This is a genomic window from Citrobacter koseri ATCC BAA-895 (genome assembly GCF_000018045.1).
GTDB lineage: Bacteria > Pseudomonadota > Gammaproteobacteria > Enterobacterales > Enterobacteriaceae > Citrobacter_B > Citrobacter_B koseri.
Map to the genome: position 1 here is coordinate 4,156,920 of NC_009792.1, position 14,490 is coordinate 4,171,409.

General features: G+C 53.9%; 16 protein-coding genes and 2 pseudogenes. 13 read left to right on the plus strand and 5 right to left on the minus strand.

Features of this window, described 5'->3' with window-relative positions; all coding sequences use genetic code 11:
• Positions 1-12: 12 nt before the first annotated feature.
• A complete protein-coding gene (gene uxaC / locus CKO_RS19160) occupies positions 13-1,425 on the minus strand; it encodes a glucuronate isomerase (RefSeq protein WP_024130971.1) in 1,413 nt (470 codons plus the stop codon).
• Between the two features lie 472 nt (positions 1,426-1,897).
• On the opposite strand from uxaC, the gene CKO_RS19165 reads away from it, so the two are divergent.
• The 11 genes and pseudogenes from CKO_RS19165 to CKO_RS19215 all read left to right on the plus strand — a co-directional run bounded on the left by CKO_RS19165 (position 1,898) and on the right by CKO_RS19215 (position 9,335).
• Positions 1,898-3,199, plus strand: a complete 1,302-nt coding sequence (locus CKO_RS19165; RefSeq protein ID WP_024130972.1) for an MFS transporter — start codon at positions 1,898-1,900, stop codon at positions 3,197-3,199.
• 142 nt (positions 3,200-3,341) lie between these two features.
• Complete coding sequence (exuR, locus tag CKO_RS19170) at positions 3,342-4,118, plus strand: transcriptional regulator ExuR (RefSeq protein WP_012135233.1); 777 nt, start codon at positions 3,342-3,344, stop codon at positions 4,116-4,118.
• Positions 4,119-4,467: 349 nt separating this feature from the next.
• The gene (yqjA, locus tag CKO_RS19175) at positions 4,468-5,130 is read left to right on the plus strand and encodes a DedA family general envelope maintenance protein YqjA (RefSeq protein ID WP_012135234.1); all 663 of its coding nucleotides are present in this window, start codon (positions 4,468-4,470) and stop codon (positions 5,128-5,130) included.
• Positions 5,131-5,133: 3 nt separating this feature from the next.
• The gene (gene mzrA / locus CKO_RS19180) at positions 5,134-5,517 is read left to right on the plus strand and encodes an EnvZ/OmpR regulon moderator MzrA (RefSeq protein WP_012135235.1); all 384 of its coding nucleotides are present in this window, start codon (positions 5,134-5,136) and stop codon (positions 5,515-5,517) included.
• Positions 5,518-5,664: 147 nt separating this feature from the next.
• Positions 5,665-6,033: a DUF1090 domain-containing protein gene (locus tag CKO_RS19185; RefSeq protein WP_012135236.1), complete on the plus strand. Its 369-nt coding sequence runs from the start codon at positions 5,665-5,667 to the stop codon at positions 6,031-6,033.
• 41 nt (positions 6,034-6,074) lie between these two features.
• Positions 6,075-6,380 (plus strand): ElaB/YgaM/YqjD family protein, encoded by a 306-nt coding sequence (locus CKO_RS19190; RefSeq protein WP_012135237.1) that lies wholly within the window; start codon positions 6,075-6,077, stop codon positions 6,378-6,380.
• A gap of 2 nt (positions 6,381-6,382) precedes the next feature.
• Positions 6,383-6,788 (plus strand): annotated as a pseudogene (locus tag CKO_RS19195) (phage holin family protein).
• A complete protein-coding gene (locus CKO_RS19200) occupies positions 6,778-7,077 on the plus strand; it encodes a YqjK-like family protein (protein ID WP_012135239.1) in 300 nt (99 codons plus the stop codon). The pseudogene CKO_RS19195 and the gene CKO_RS19200 overlap by 11 nt, the downstream one beginning before the upstream one ends.
• Before the next feature lie 277 nt (positions 7,078-7,354).
• Positions 7,355-7,747, plus strand: a complete 393-nt coding sequence (locus CKO_RS19205) for a DoxX family protein (protein ID WP_012135240.1) — start codon at positions 7,355-7,357, stop codon at positions 7,745-7,747.
• Between the two features lie 68 nt (positions 7,748-7,815).
• A complete protein-coding gene (locus CKO_RS19210; protein WP_012135241.1) occupies positions 7,816-8,811 on the plus strand; it encodes a glutathione S-transferase family protein in 996 nt (331 codons plus the stop codon).
• A gap of 158 nt (positions 8,812-8,969) precedes the next feature.
• Entirely contained in the window at positions 8,970-9,335 is a 366-nt protein-coding gene (locus tag CKO_RS19215; protein WP_012135242.1) for a DUF805 domain-containing protein, read from the plus strand.
• 89 nt (positions 9,336-9,424) lie between these two features.
• On the opposite strand, the gene yhaJ is transcribed toward CKO_RS19215, so the two are convergent.
• The gene (yhaJ, locus tag CKO_RS19220; protein WP_012135243.1) at positions 9,425-10,321 is read right to left on the minus strand and encodes a DNA-binding transcriptional regulator YhaJ; all 897 of its coding nucleotides are present in this window, start codon (positions 10,319-10,321) and stop codon (positions 9,425-9,427) included.
• Positions 10,322-10,425: 104 nt separating this feature from the next.
• Here yhaJ and CKO_RS19225 point away from each other — a divergent pair, with 104 nt between their 5' ends.
• Both CKO_RS19225 and CKO_RS23485 read left to right on the plus strand, forming a co-directional pair.
• The gene (locus tag CKO_RS19225; RefSeq protein ID WP_012135244.1) at positions 10,426-11,127 is read left to right on the plus strand and encodes a pirin family protein; all 702 of its coding nucleotides are present in this window, start codon (positions 10,426-10,428) and stop codon (positions 11,125-11,127) included.
• 26 nt (positions 11,128-11,153) lie between these two features.
• Positions 11,154-11,318, plus strand: a complete 165-nt coding sequence (locus CKO_RS23485; protein WP_047463896.1) for a hypothetical protein — start codon at positions 11,154-11,156, stop codon at positions 11,316-11,318.
• Between the two features lie 20 nt (positions 11,319-11,338).
• Here CKO_RS23485 and CKO_RS23840 read toward each other — a convergent pair.
• The 3 genes and pseudogenes from CKO_RS23840 to CKO_RS19240 form a co-directional block, all read right to left on the minus strand.
• Positions 11,339-11,431, minus strand: a pseudogene (locus tag CKO_RS23840) (hypothetical protein); the annotation flags it as partial.
• 15 nt (positions 11,432-11,446) lie between these two features.
• A complete protein-coding gene (locus tag CKO_RS19235) occupies positions 11,447-12,757 on the minus strand; it encodes an L-cysteine desulfidase family protein (RefSeq protein ID WP_012135247.1) in 1,311 nt (436 codons plus the stop codon).
• Between the two features lie 25 nt (positions 12,758-12,782).
• Positions 12,783-14,114: an SLC5/6 family protein gene (locus tag CKO_RS19240; protein WP_024130973.1), complete on the minus strand. Its 1,332-nt coding sequence runs from the start codon at positions 14,112-14,114 to the stop codon at positions 12,783-12,785.
• Positions 14,115-14,490 lie beyond the last annotated feature (376 nt).

Here is a 14,490-nt window from a genome sequence, read left to right on the forward strand (position 1 = left end):
CAACCCCAGACCTTAGTTCAGTTCAATGGCGAAATAGTCGCGCGCATTGTTGAAGCAGATGTTTCGTACCATTTCACCCAGCAACTGGATATCCGCCGGCGCTTCGCCCGCGTTAACCCAGCGGCCTATCATCTGGCACAGGATACGACGGAAATATTCGTGGCGGGTATAAGACAGGAAGCTGCGGCTGTCGGTCAGCATACCGACGAAGCGGCTCAGCAGGCCAAGCTGCGCCAGTTGCGTCATCTGACGCTCCATCCCGTCTTTCTGATCGTTGAACCACCAGCCGGAACCAAACTGCATCTTGCCCGGCATCCCTTCGCCCTGGAAGTTGCCGATCATGGTGCCCAGCACCTCGTTATCGCGCGGGTTCAGACAGTACAGGATGGTTTTCGGCAGCAGATTTTCTTCATTCTGCTTGCTCAGCAATTTTGACAGCTCTTCCGCCAGCGGACGATCGTTGATGGAATCGAAGCCGACATCCGGCCCCAGCAGTTTGAACTGGCGCTGGTTGTTATTACGCAGCGCGCCGATGTGGTACTGCTGTACCCAACCGCGACGCGCATATTCCGCGCCCAGCCACACCAGTACGGCCGTTTTGAACTGCGCGACCTCATGCTCGCTCAGAGTCTCGCCCGCCAGACGGCGCGCCAGAATGCTGTCCAGTTCAGCGTCGCTGGCTTCAGCAAACATAACGACGTCAAGCGCGTGGTCAGAAACCTTACAGCCGTGGGCGGCAAAATGATCCAGACGCTGAGTCAGCGCGGCTTGCAGATCGGTGAAGCGGCGAATATCGGTATCCGATGCTTCGCCCAGCTTCGTCATGTAATCGCCAAAGGTTGCCTGCTCAATGTTGAACGCTTTATCAGGGCGCCAGCTCGGCAGCACTTTAACGGTGAACGTGCTGTCTTTCGCGACCGTGGCGTGGTGCTCCAGCGAATCGACAGGATCGTCGGTGGTGCCGACCATTTTTACATTCATCTGCTGCATGATTCCCCGCGCGGAGAATGCATCCTGCGCCAGCAATTCATTGCAACGATCCCAGATCTCATCTGCCGTCGCAGGCGACAGCAGCTTACCTGTAATACCAAATGGGCGACGCAGTTCAAGGTGCGTCCAGTGATATAACGGGTTGCCGATCGTGTGCGGCACCGTGGCGGCCCAGGCGTCGAACTTCTCACGATCGGACGCATCGCCCGTACACAGACGCTCAGCAACGCCATTGGTGCGCATCGCTCGCCATTTATAGTGGTCGCCTTTCAGCCAGATATCATACAGGTTGTTAAAACGGTAGTTTTCCGCGATCTGCTGCGGCGGCAGGTGGCAATGATAGTCGAAGATGGGCTGATCTTTTGCGTAATCATGGTACAGACGGCGGGCAAACTCGGTATCCAGCAGAAAATCTTCAGTCATAAACGGGGTCATTATCGTCTTCCTCTCAACGAGTGCGTCAGATTGCTTATGTTTTGATGCTGTCAAAGTTATCACACCAATTTCCAGACCCTGAAGATATTTTCGTGAGTTGGATCAATAAAAACCAACAAATAAATTACCCCTAAAAGAGTAAATAGCGCTCCAGGCCGCGCCATTGCTGGTATTTCTAAATCGAAATAATGACCACACTAAGAATCCTGCATTTGTGATGTCACTCACCTTTTGAAGTTGTATGACAAGTTATCTTTCTGGCCGTCGCGATACATAAGCCGACGGAATGCAAAGTTATCGATGGTTAAGACATCGAATTGACCGGTACGGAAACCGAATTAGCACGATGACTCATGGCAACGTTCGGGGCGTACCGGCTTTTTTTCGGTTATCCCGTCGTCAATAACTTCCCCGCTCAGCGCAGGAAGATAACCGCGATTGTTGCGGAAATAACAAAACGATGAGGTTTTACATGCGTAAAATTAAAGGGTTACGTTGGTATATGATTGCACTGGTGACATTAGGCACCGTGCTGGGCTATCTGACGCGTAACACTGTGGCGGCGGCTGCGCCAACGCTGATGGAAGAGTTACACATCTCCACACAACAGTATTCCTATATCATCGCAGCCTATTCTGCTGCTTACACTGTCATGCAACCCGTAGCCGGTTACGTACTGGATGTTCTCGGTACGAAGGTGGGTTACGCCATGTTCGCCGTTCTGTGGGCCGTATTCTGCGGCGCAACCGCACTAGCTGGAAGCTGGGGCGGCCTGGCGCTGGCGCGCGGCGCGGTCGGCGCTGCTGAAGCCGCGATGATTCCAGCGGGCCTGAAAGCCAGCTCTGAATGGTTCCCGGCAAAAGAACGCTCCATTGCGGTCGGCTACTTTAACGTCGGCTCTTCCATCGGCGCGATGATTGCGCCTCCGCTGGTCGTCTGGGCTATCGTGATGCACAGCTGGCAGATGGCGTTTATTATTTCCGGCGTGCTGAGCTTCATCTGGGCAATGGCCTGGCTGGTGTTCTATAAACACCCGCGCGACCAGAAAAAGCTGACGGATGCAGAACGCGACTACATCATTGGCGGTCAGGAAGCGCAGCACAAAGACAACACTGCGAAGAAAATGTCTCTTGCGCAGATCCTGCGTAATCGCCAGTTCTGGGGTATCGCCCTGCCACGTTTCCTGGCTGAACCGGCATGGGGAACCTTCAACGCCTGGATCCCGCTGTTCATGTTTAAAGTGTACGGCTTTAACCTGAAAGAGATCGCCATGTTTGCCTGGATGCCCATGCTGTTTGCCGACTTAGGCTGCATCATCGGCGGTTATCTGCCGCCGCTGTTCCAGCGCTGGTTCGGCGTAAACCTGATCGTCTCCCGTAAAATGGTCGTTACCCTGGGCGCGCTGCTGATGATTGGCCCAGGCATGATCGGCCTGTTCACCAGCCCGTATATCGCCATCATGCTGCTTTGCATCGGCGGTTTCGCTCACCAGGCGCTGTCCGGCGCGCTGATTACGCTCTCTTCTGACGTCTTCGGCCGTAATGAAGTGGCAACCGCGAATGGCCTGACCGGGATGTCCGCCTGGCTGGCGAGCACATTGTTTGCTCTGGTGGTCGGCGCGCTGGCTGACACCATCGGCTTCAGCCCACTGTTCGCGGTACTGGCGGTGTTCGACCTGCTCGGCGCGCTGGTTATCTGGACGGTGCTGCAAAACAAACCGGCCAGCGAGGCGGGGCCAGGGTCGCAGGTCAATCGCCCCGCAACGCAAAGTTGACCTGACCTGCGCCATCATCCAACAAGGTTTACTCATTCAAAGCCGCCTGTTAAACAGGCGGCTTTTTCAACGGTACAAGTGGAGCCAGCCTCGCAAAAGTGGTATAACAAATATAGTCTGCCGTCTTATGCCTGGAGCGCATATGGAAATCACCGAACCACGACGTTTGTATCAACAACTTGCTGCTGACCTGAAAGAGCGCATCGAACAGGGCGTCTACCTTGTGGGCGATAAACTCCCTGCCGAACGCTTTATTGCCGATGAGAAAAACGTCAGCCGTACGGTGGTTCGTGAAGCGATTATCATGCTGGAGGTCGAAGGCTACGTAGAAGTCCGCAAAGGTTCCGGCATCCACGTTATTTCAAATCAACCGAAATATTATGTCGCCCCGGATGAAAACCTTGAGTTCGCCAATTATGGCCCGTTCGAACTTCTCCAGGCGCGCCAGTTGATAGAAAGCAATATTGCTGAGTTTGCCGCCACGCAGGTGACGAAACAGGACATCATGAAGTTGATGGAAATCCAGGAGAAAGCGCGTAACGAAAAATGTTTCCGCGACTCCGAATGGGATCTCCAGTTCCATGTGCAGGTCGCGCTGGCGACGCAAAATACCGCGCTGGCCGCCATTGTCGAAAAAATGTGGACTCAGCGCGTACATAACCCGTACTGGAAAAAACTGCACGATCATATTGATTCACGCACCGTCGATAACTGGTGCGACGATCATGACCATATTCTCAAGGCGCTGATTCGCAAAGATCCTCATGCCGCGAAACTGGCAATGTGGCAGCATCTGGAGAACACCAAACAGATGCTGTTTAACGAAACCAGCGACGATTTCGAATTTAACGCCGACCGCTATCTTTTTGCTGAAAATCCCGTTGTTCATCTGGACACCGCCGCTAACGGGGCAAAATAGACAATCTTACGCTGGCAGGCGCATCAGGGCGCCTGTCTGCGACGCCGCTCAGTAAGCGTAAGATATAAAGTGTCAGCCTGTGTAAATCCTCTCGCCACCCACCTTTGTGATAAGCAAAATCATATTTTAACGACGTGCGATTTCTATAACGGACTACGTCGACCTTTGTTACAATTAGATGCATTTTGAATTTTTGTGTGTTAGTGCTTGCTTACTTCACAACTTAACAAGGAATGGTTCAGGCCGCGATTTTGCGCCCGTCCGCAACCCAAGTAAAAAATGAATAATGTTGCGGTATTGCAAACTCAAAAAACCGGCGTGACGTTAACCGATTCTCCAGGAATACTGAATGGAACTACTGACTCAATTACTGAATGCCCTGTGGGCTCAGGATTTTGAAACACTCGCCAACCCTTCCATGATTGGCATGCTTTATTTCGTACTATTTATGATTTTGTTCCTGGAAAATGGGTTGCTTCCTGCCGCCTTTTTACCTGGTGACAGTTTGCTGGTGCTGGTCGGCGTACTTATCGCCAAAGGCGCAATGGGGTTTCCGCAAACGCTCCTGCTGTTAACCGTGGCCGCCAGCCTGGGCTGCTGGGTCAGTTATATTCAGGGGCGATGGCTGGGCAACACGCGTATTGTACAAAACTGGCTGTCGCATCTGCCCGCGCATTATCATCAGCGCGCTCACCATTTGTTCCATAAACATGGCCTGTCCGCGCTGTTAATTGGCCGTTTTATCGCTTTCGTTCGTACCTTGTTACCCACTATCGCGGGTCTGTCCGGCCTTAATAACGCGCGCTTTCAATTCTTTAACTGGATGAGCGGGTTGTTGTGGGTCCTGATCCTGACCTCGCTGGGTTACTTGCTGGGCAAAACGCCTGTATTCCTGAAGTATGAAGACCAACTGATGTCATGTCTGATGCTGCTGCCGGTGGTACTGCTGGTCTTTGGGCTGGCGGGTTCGTTGGTGGTGCTCTGGAAAAAGAAATACGGAAATCGGGGATAGAGTATGGTGAAACCACACATAACGCTTCGACAACTGGCCTGGACAACCTCTTTTCTCGTGCTGATGAGCGTGCTTTTTCTCGTCTGGTCGACCATTCGCCAGCAGGAATCCACGCTGGCCATTCGCGCCATCCATCAGGGCGTCAGTATGCCGGACGGCTTTTCCATCTGGCATCATCTGGACGCTAACGGCATTCGCTTCAAAAGCATCACGCCACAAAATGACGCGCTGCTCATTACGTTTGACTCCAGCGCGCAAAGCGCGGCGGCTAAGGCCGTGCTGGACAGAACGTTGCCGCATGGCTATATCATCGCCCAACAGAACGGCGACAGCCAGGCCGTACAGTGGTTGACCCGCTTACGGGATAACCCACATCGCTTCGGTTAATGTCCAGGAATCCGAATCATATCACCCACTTTGGTGATTTCGCCGTTTACTGACTATGATTAATAAGGCGGACTTATTGTCCGCCGTGTTATGACCTGGATCATCGTCCCCCGGTAACGGGTTCGAATCACAATGGAAGGTTCAAGAATGAAATACCGCATCGCTTTCGCTATTACCCTTTTCACGCTCAGTGCAGGCAGCTATGCCAATACCCTCTGTCAGGAAAAAGAGCAGGATATACAGAAGGAAATTAGCTACGCCGAAAAGCACAACAACCAGAACCGCATTAATGGTTTGAATAAAGCGCTCAGCGAACTCAGAGCAAACTGCACCGACAGTAAACTGCGTGCTGACCATCAGAAAAAGATCGCAAAACAAAAAGATGAGATTGCTGAACGTCAGCGTGATCTGGTCGAAGCAAAACAAAAAGGCGATGTGGATAAAATTGCGAAACGTGAACGCAAGCTGGCTGAAGCTCAGGATGACCTGAAAAAGCTTGAGGCACGCGACTACTAAGTCAAATCAAACGTTAACGACTCACTCACCTGGAGAAAACTATGTCGAAAGATAACACTACGGAACATCTGCGCGCTGAGTTGAAATCCCTGGCTGATACGCTCGAAGAGGTGCTTAGCTCCTCTGGCGATAAGTCGAAAGAAGAGTTGAGTAAGATTCGTAGCAAAGCCGAGCGCGCGCTGAAAGAAAGCCGCAACCGTCTGGGCGAAACCGGCGATGCGATTGCCAAACAAACCCGCGAAGCCGCAGCGCGCGCTGACGACTATGTACGCGAGAACCCGTGGACGGGCGTCGGCATTGGCGCAGCCGTTGGTGTGGTGCTGGGCGTACTGCTGACGCGTCGTTAATTATGGCGGATTCTCATCACGCGCAGGGGCCAGGCAAAAGCGTTCTGGGCATCGGGCAGCGGATTGTCACTATCCTTGTTGAGATGGTAGAAACCCGACTGCGACTGGCGGTTGTGGAACTGGAAGAGGAAAAAGCGAATCTCTTTCAGCTTCTGCTGATGCTGGGGCTGACCATGCTTTTCGCGGCGTTCGGTCTGATGAGCCTGATGGTGCTTATCATCTGGGCGGTTGACCCTCAGTATCGCCTCAATGCAATGATCGCCACCACCGTTGTGTTGCTGGTTCTGGCGCTGATCGGCGGACTCTGGACGTTACACAAAGCCCGCCAGTCAACGCTGTTACGCCATACGCGTCATGAACTGGCTAACGACCGGCAAATTCTGGAGGATGATAAGCCGTGAGCAGTAAAGTCGAACGTCAAAAGCGTAAGGCGTTGCTGCTCAGCCAAATCCAGCAGCAAAGGCTGGACCTTTCAGCCGGTCGTCGCGACTGGCTGGAAGCGACGGACAGCTGGGATCGCGGCTGGAACACGCTGATCAGCCTGCGTTCCTGGGCGCTGGTCGGCAGCAGCGTTATGGCTATCTGGACAATTCGCCACCCGAATCTGCTGGTGCGCTGGGCAAAACGTGGTTTTGGCATCTGGAGCGCCTGGCGGCTGGTCAAAAGCACGATCCGAAAACAGCAGCTGCGCGGCTGATTCCTGCCCCCTTCCTCCTCGCCATCCGGCATAACGCCCGATGGCGCTACGCTTATCGGGTCTACGTATTGTTGTTGATCCAATAAGGTGTTTACACCGCCATTCGGCAATCTGTGCCCTGTCACTCAAAATTTTTGAAAATTATTGACAGTTTTCCTTGCTAACAATTGTTACATGTCACGTTTATGATTCTCTCCATCAACCGCAACGACGCGACATTCCGCGTGATTGCACAAAAAATGAAATCAGCAGCCTGAGTGGTTCCCTGGAGAGTAAAATGAAAAAATTAGAAGATGTTGGTGTACTGGTAGCGCGCATTCTGATGCCCATTCTGTTTATCACCGCAGGTTGGGGAAAAATCACCGGTTATGCGGGTACCCAACAATACATGGAAGCGATGGGTGTTCCGGGGTTCCTGTTACCGCTGACTATCCTGCTTGAGTTTGGTGGCGGTCTGGCGATTCTGTTCGGTTTCCTGACCCGTACAACGGCGCTGTTTACCGCAGGCTTTACCCTGCTGACCGCGTTCATCTTCCACAGCAACTTTGCGGAAGGCGTGAACTCACTGATGTTCATGAAAAACCTGACCATCGCAGGCGGTTTCCTGCTGCTGGCCATCACAGGGCCGGGCGCATTCAGCATCGACCGCGTCCTGAATAAAAAGTGGTAAGCACGCTATACTGAATCAAAAAACGAGGGGATATTCTCCTCGTTTTTGCTATCTGGAGGAGAGAGAAAATGGGACAACTGATTGACGGCGTATGGCATGACACCTGGTATGACACCAAGTCTACGGGGGGGAAATTTCAACGTTCTGTATCGGCTTTCCGTAACTGGCTCACCGCTGATGGCGCGCCGGGTCCGACTGGCGAAGGGGGCTTTGCCGCCGAAAAAGATCGCTATCACCTGTATGTTTCACTTGCCTGCCCGTGGGCGCATCGCACGCTGATCCTGCGTAAGCTCAAGGGGCTGGAACCGTTTATCTCCGTTTCTGTTGTGAATCCGCTGATGCTGGAGAATGGCTGGACGTTTGATGATAATTTCCCGGCGGCAACCGGTGATACGCTGTATCAACACGAGTTTCTGTATCAACTCTATCTGCATGCCGATCCGCACTACAGCGGTCGCGTCACCGTACCGGTATTGTGGGATAAAAAGAATCACACCATCGTCAGTAATGAATCGGCGGAAATCATTCGTATGTTCAATACCGCATTCGATGCGCTGGGCGCCAAAGCCGGGGATTACTACCCGACGGCCCTGCGCGGAAAAATTGACGAGCTCAATAGCTGGATTTATGACAACGTCAACAACGGCGTGTACAAAGCCGGGTTCGCCACCAGCCAGCAGGCCTATGATGAAGCCGTAGAGAAAGTGTTCGAGTCACTGGCGCGTCTGGAGCAAATCCTGGGGCAGCACCGTTACCTGACCGGCGACCAGTTAACCGAGGCGGACATTCGCCTGTGGACCACGCTGGTGCGTTTTGACCAGGTTTACGTTACGCACTTCAAGTGCGATAAATACCGCATCAGCGATTACCTGAATCTTTATGGTTTCCTGCGCGATATCTGGCAGATACCCGGCATTGCGGAAACCGTCAACTTCGACCATATCCGTAACCACTACTTCCGTAGCCACAAAACCATCAACCCGACGGGGATTATCTCCATCGGCCCGTTGCAGGATCTCAATGAGTCTCACGGGCGCGACGTCCGCTTTGCAAAAGCGGGATAATCCCTTTACGCCGCCACCAGAAAACAGCCTGATGGCGGCGCTGACTCACCTTACCCGCCCGATGCATTAAACACATTAATCATTCGAATATTTACCACCATTCCATTCACGGCTATTCTTATTTAAAAACAAGTGATTGACCGTATGTTGAGGCGAAAATGGACTGGTATTTAAAAGTATTGAAGAACTATATCGGCTTTGGCGGCCGCGCGCGTCGTAAAGAGTACTGGATGTTTATTCTGGTCAACGTCATTTTTACGTTCGTGCTGGGCGTGCTGGACAAGATGTTCGGCTGGCAACGCGCCGGGGGCGAAGGCGTGCTGACAACCATTTATGGCATTCTGATTTTCTTACCGTGGTGGGCAGTACAGTTCCGTCGGTTGCATGATACCGATCGTTCCGCATGGTGGCTGTTGCTGCTCCTCATCCCTGTTATTGGCTGGCTGGTCATCATCCTCTTTAACTGCCAGAACGGTACGCCAGGCGAAAACCGCTTCGGGCAGGACCCTAAAATTCTGCCCTGAAGTGAAGCCGGTAGATGCCTGATGGCGCTGCGCTTATCAGGCCTACGCGAGCGCCTGCACCGCCATCCGGCTAAACCGGGCTTGCGCTCTTATCTGCTGGCAAACAGTTTCGGGATTTCCCGCAGGCACCAGGCTTTCGCCTCGCCCATGCTGTCGCGTCGCCAGGCCATAATAATATCAATTTCACTGGTCGATTCCGGGCTGACGACCCGCAGTCTTCCTTGTGCAATATCCTGTTCGACCAGCGGATACGGCATGGTCGCGACGCCCAGCCCGGCCAGCAAAGCCTGACGTTTGTCTTCAATGGTACTCACCGTCAGGCGCGGCTGTTTGTCCAGCAGCTGCACGGTCAATACCGGTCGCTCGCGGGCGGTATCCGCCACCGCCACACCACGATATTTCACGCGGGTCACTTCAGACAGCGGCTCCGGCTCCTGATGAATCGGATGGTCCGGCGCCGCCACGTAGACGTTCATCAGCGTATACAGTTTGCGGGAGTTAATTTCTGACGACGAGCGGAAATGCATATCCGGTGCAATCACAATATCGGCCCGCCCCTGCTCCAGACGTTCCCAGGCGCCCGCCAGCACTTCCGTGATCACCGAAAGCTGGGTGTTGGCTTTCGCGGCCAGTCGGTCAATCAGCGGGAAGAAGGCTGAGGTCGGCACCAGCGCTTCTGTCACCAGCGTCAGGTGCGTTTCCCAACCGCGCGCCAGCGCTTCGGCATCGGTGGTCAGCTTGTCTGCCGCTTCCAGCAATACGCGCCCGCGTTCCAGCAGCATACGCCCTACATTGGTGAATTTTGTCCGATGGCCGGAGCGGTCAAACAACACCACATCCAGCTCTTCTTCCAGTTTTTGCATGGTGTAGCTGAGCGCGGATGGTACGCGACCTAACTCATCTGCCGCCGCCGCGAAGCTCCCGCGTCGATCTATTGCGTCCATGACGCGTAACGCTTCCAGTGTTAACGCCCTTTCTTTGGCCATATCGTTCTCATTCAGGAAATTTGAACATACCGGGCAGAATATCTGGCTAACAATGCAGCGTCCAGCCCCTTAACATAAAAGGAAGTAAAGAGAGGTCAAGAATTATGATTACTACCCGAACAGCCAAACAGTGCGGACAGGCAGACTACGGATGGTTGCAGGCCCGTTATACCTTCTCCTTTGGACACTACTTCGACCCTAAACTGCTGGGCTATGCCTCCCTGCGCGTACTCAACCAGGAAGTGCTGGCGCCGGGCGCCTCCTTCCAGCCGCGCACCTACCCGAAGGTGGATATTTTAAACCTGATTCTGGAAGGCGAAGCGGAATATCGCGACAGCGAAGGCAATCATGTCCAGGCGAAAGCGGGCGAAGCCCTGCTGCTCGCCACGCAGCCGGGCATTAGCTATAGCGAGCATAACCTCAGTAAAGATAAGTCGCTTACCAGGATGCAGCTATGGCTGGACGCCTGTCCTGAGCGGGAAAACCCGTTGGTACAGAAAACCACGCTAACCGCGAGCAAACAGCAACTCCTCGCCTCCCCGGATGGAGAGCATGACAGCCTGCAATTACGCCAGCAGGTCTGGGTGCACCATATTGAGCTGAAAAAAGGCGAGTCGCTGAGCTTTCAACTGCATGGCCCACGCGCCTATTTGCAGTCGATTCACGGTACGTTTCATGCGGTAACGCATAACGAGGAGCGAGAAGCGCTTACCTGCGGCGACGGCGCATTTATTCGTGATGAAGCTAACATAACGTTAGTTGCCGACACGCCATTGCGCGCTTTACTGATAGATTTGCCTGTGTAGTCAGAAAAAATAAGGGAGTTATGACTGTGAGCAAAAAATCGGCTAAAAAGCATCAATCCGTAACCCAACCCGCAGCACAGGATGCGGCAAACGCGCCCGGGAAATTTGGCTACGAGGAGATGCTAACCGAACTGGAAGCGATCGTCGCGGATGCAGAGATCCGGTTAGCGGAAGAAGATGAAGCCGCCTGAAAAGGCGGCTTCTGATTACCGATAAACGTAATGCCGGATGGCGGCGTAAACGCCTTATCCGGCCTACAAACGCAAGTTACCGTAGGCCTGATAAGCGCAGCGCCATCAGGCAAACCCGCGCCACCGGGTTAATGCGCCTTACTGGCCATAATTTCGATAACCTGACGGTCGGTTTGCTGCATTGCATGACAGGCCAACGCGCATAAATTCGAAATAGATTGCTCGACGTTATGCGCCACAATTCCTTCGTTGCCGGTCACCGCCGTATCATCCAGCGCCATTAACACCGCTTTCCAGGCCGCAGACGCGCTGGTCGATACCTTCATCGCACAGCTATTCGATGCGCCGTCGCATATCATCCCGCTCACGTCGCCGATCATACTGCTGATCGCCATCGCAATCGTGTTATAGCGGCCATCCATCAGCCACGCCATTCCTGCCGCCGCCCCCATTGCCGCCGTGGTCGCCGCACAGAGCGCTGACAGGCGTGGAAGCTGATGGTGAATGTAGATCGCGCTCAGGTGCGAGAGCATCAGGGCGCGCGCCAGACGTTCGTCATCCGCCCCCACATGCTCCGCCACCACCATTACGGGAACCGTCGCGGTGATCCCCTGATTGCCGGAGCCGGAGTTACTCATGGCTGGCAGCGTCGCGCCGCCCATCCGCGCATCCGAAGCTGCGCTGGTGCGAATCAGGATCGCCGTTGACAGATCGTCCGCCAGCAGACCGCGTGCGCACTGCTTTTGCAACGTCGCCCCGATATGCAGCCCCCAGGTGCCGCGCAATCCTTCCTGCGACAGCGCGCCGTTCAGTCTGGCGGCCTCCAGAATAAAGCGGATTGACACAAATGGCACCGCATTCACAAACGCCAGAATCTCTTCCAGCGAGGTCTTTGATAAGACCGACAGCGGCGATTCTTGCGCCTCCCCCTGCACGCTTTCGGTCTGCGTAAAGATCACCCCAGTGTGAGTTTCAATGCGCACGATATTGGTGTGCCCGCCGACGATCGTTACGCAGGCCCACGCATCGCCGCTGTACACTTTAGCGCGTGAGAAGAGGATGTCGTCGCATGGCTCCTGCAACATCACCGACACCTTCCCGGCAGCCAGCATCGCTTTCGCATCCGCAATCGCCCCCGAAGAGGCGTTTTTCAACACTTCCAGCCCCGCGCTGGCATCGCCGCCAAGCGCCCCCAGCGCTGCCGCAATGGGAAGCCCAACCATCCCGGTGCCCGGTACGGTGACGCCCAGGCCATTCTTCATCAGGTTCGGCGAGACCCACGCGTCAACGCGTTCAACTTCGCCGTCAAGTTCAGCCGCGGCAACCGCCGCCGCCAGCGCCAGAGAGACAGGTTCCGTACATCCCAGTGCCGGTTTTACCTCTTCCTGTACTGCGAGGATAAAACGCTGCCATAACGGATTTTCTGTAGACTCAAACATAACAACAACCTTACTTTCAGGAAGATCAAGCAAATGCCAGGAACGGAGAAACGCACAGCAGCAAACCCGTGACGATAATCAGATACAGAGACGCGCCCTTGTATTTGTGCAGTGCAGGAACTTTGTAGACCAGCCAGGCCGGGATCAAACATCCCACCATGCCGAAGATCGGGCTACAGATAGAGGTGAAACTCAGCACCGGCGCATTCAGCACAATGGCGCTCCAGGCCAGTAAGATGGCGAAAACCATAATGCCGCGCTGCACGAAGCGTTCGTTAATCTTCTCGACAGGCATTCTGCGGCGCAGCAGGTTCATCACAATTCCCTGAGTCGCTTCGCGAAAGCCTAAATAAACGCCGAAGAACGCGGTCATAACGGCAAAGATATTCAGGATCACGCTGACCACTTTCACCCAGCCCGCACCCGCGCCGCTAATAAACTGCGCGGCGATCGCCAGTGCAGAGATGTTCTGCTCATAGGCTTTGACCGCTTCGTCATGCCCCATCGCCAGGGTGAAAGAGACCGCGTAGAAAAAGACGGTAACAAACAGAATGCCGAACGCGATATTCATGGCGCGCAGCGCTTTATGCCGTGCGACCTCAATGGATTTTTCGCGTGAACGATAAGAGATCACCATCGGACTCAAGGTCTGGATAAACAGGATGGAGGTCAGCGTAAACGGCAAGGTGATGATGGCGTTTTTAATCAACAGCGCCATCGGCGGCAGCGCGCCAATGTTGTACAAATGCCACATCCCGATCATTGAGACGCCGAGTGCCGCGACAACCAGCAGTTTAGTCAGCACCATGCCGGTCGAAATCTTGAACAGAAGCTGCTCGCCGCGTGACGAGATCGCCACCAGAATGCAAATCAGCACCAGTCCATAGAACGGGCTGTCGGAGAGCAAACCTTCCGTGACGCCAAAGGTGTGCAGATAAGAGGCGCTGTCGTTAGTGATGGCGGTGGAGTAGACAAACATCCAGATCACCAGCATCACAAAGTAGAGTGCGCCTAACAGGATGCCCCAGTTTTTCCCCAGATAGCCGCTGATGACGCTCGGGTAGTCTTTACATTCCGGGGACTCCGCCAGCGTGTTGATGAACAGGCGCTGGAACAGATACATCGCGGGATAGCCGATAATAGAGGAGAGTAAAAAGACCCACAGCCCCATTAAACCGACCTGCACCGGGAGAAAAACAATCCCCGCGCCGATCGCCATACCAATACTCATGATGACCCAGCCCGTGTCGGTGCTGTCGAATTTAATGGCTTCGCGCCATTCGCTTTCGGTCATCCCTGCCCGGCGCGCCGGAGCTGATGCGTCGAGTATTACGCTGTTATTCGTTGCCGTTTCCATTACGTTCTCGCTTAATATGTAGGTAGAGTTTTTTATTATTTTTCCGTGCCGCATCAAGGCGATACGCGGTACGTCGTGCGCAGGCGAGTTATTGGAGTAGTGAGGAAATCATACGCGCAGGATCAGAGAAAAACTTCACAAACAAACCCCTGTAATTTCTAAAAGTTAAGAAATATTTTCTCTTTTACGGCCAAATAAAGAATTGAATTTCTATTCTTGAAGCAGATCACAACAAAAAAGGTGCACTAAAGTGCACCTTTTTATCATGCCATGTTGATTAATTCATTGCCGGATGGCGGCGCTTGCGCCTTCTCCGGCCTGCAAACGTACGTAAACCGTAGGCCTGATAAGCGCAGCGCCATCAGGCACGGCTATT

What these genes read in the sequence shown, in the direction of transcription:
- uxaC (WP_024130971.1), bottom strand. Translation starts at nt 1,425, where the DNA reads ATGACCCCGTTTATGACTGAAGATTTTCTGCTGGATACCGAGTTTGCC.
- CKO_RS19165 (WP_024130972.1), top strand. Translation starts at nt 1,898, where the DNA reads ATGCGTAAAATTAAAGGGTTACGTTGGTATATGATTGCACTGGTGACA.
- yqjA (WP_012135234.1), top strand. Translation starts at nt 4,468, where the DNA reads ATGGAACTACTGACTCAATTACTGAATGCCCTGTGGGCTCAGGATTTT.
- mzrA (WP_012135235.1), top strand. Translation starts at nt 5,134, where the DNA reads ATGGTGAAACCACACATAACGCTTCGACAACTGGCCTGGACAACCTCT.
- CKO_RS19190 (WP_012135237.1), top strand. Translation starts at nt 6,075, where the DNA reads ATGTCGAAAGATAACACTACGGAACATCTGCGCGCTGAGTTGAAATCC.
- CKO_RS19210 (WP_012135241.1), top strand. Translation starts at nt 7,816, where the DNA reads ATGGGACAACTGATTGACGGCGTATGGCATGACACCTGGTATGACACC.
- CKO_RS19225 (WP_012135244.1), top strand. Translation starts at nt 10,426, where the DNA reads ATGATTACTACCCGAACAGCCAAACAGTGCGGACAGGCAGACTACGGA.
- CKO_RS19205 (WP_012135240.1), top strand. Translation starts at nt 7,355, where the DNA reads ATGAAAAAATTAGAAGATGTTGGTGTACTGGTAGCGCGCATTCTGATG.
- CKO_RS19240 (WP_024130973.1), bottom strand. Translation starts at nt 14,114, where the DNA reads ATGGAAACGGCAACGAATAACAGCGTAATACTCGACGCATCAGCTCCG.
- yhaJ (WP_012135243.1), bottom strand. Translation starts at nt 10,321, where the DNA reads ATGGCCAAAGAAAGGGCGTTAACACTGGAAGCGTTACGCGTCATGGAC.
- CKO_RS19185 (WP_012135236.1), top strand. Translation starts at nt 5,665, where the DNA reads ATGAAATACCGCATCGCTTTCGCTATTACCCTTTTCACGCTCAGTGCA.
- exuR (WP_012135233.1), top strand. Translation starts at nt 3,342, where the DNA reads ATGGAAATCACCGAACCACGACGTTTGTATCAACAACTTGCTGCTGAC.
- CKO_RS19215 (WP_012135242.1), top strand. Translation starts at nt 8,970, where the DNA reads ATGGACTGGTATTTAAAAGTATTGAAGAACTATATCGGCTTTGGCGGC.
- CKO_RS19235 (WP_012135247.1), bottom strand. Translation starts at nt 12,757, where the DNA reads ATGTTTGAGTCTACAGAAAATCCGTTATGGCAGCGTTTTATCCTCGCA.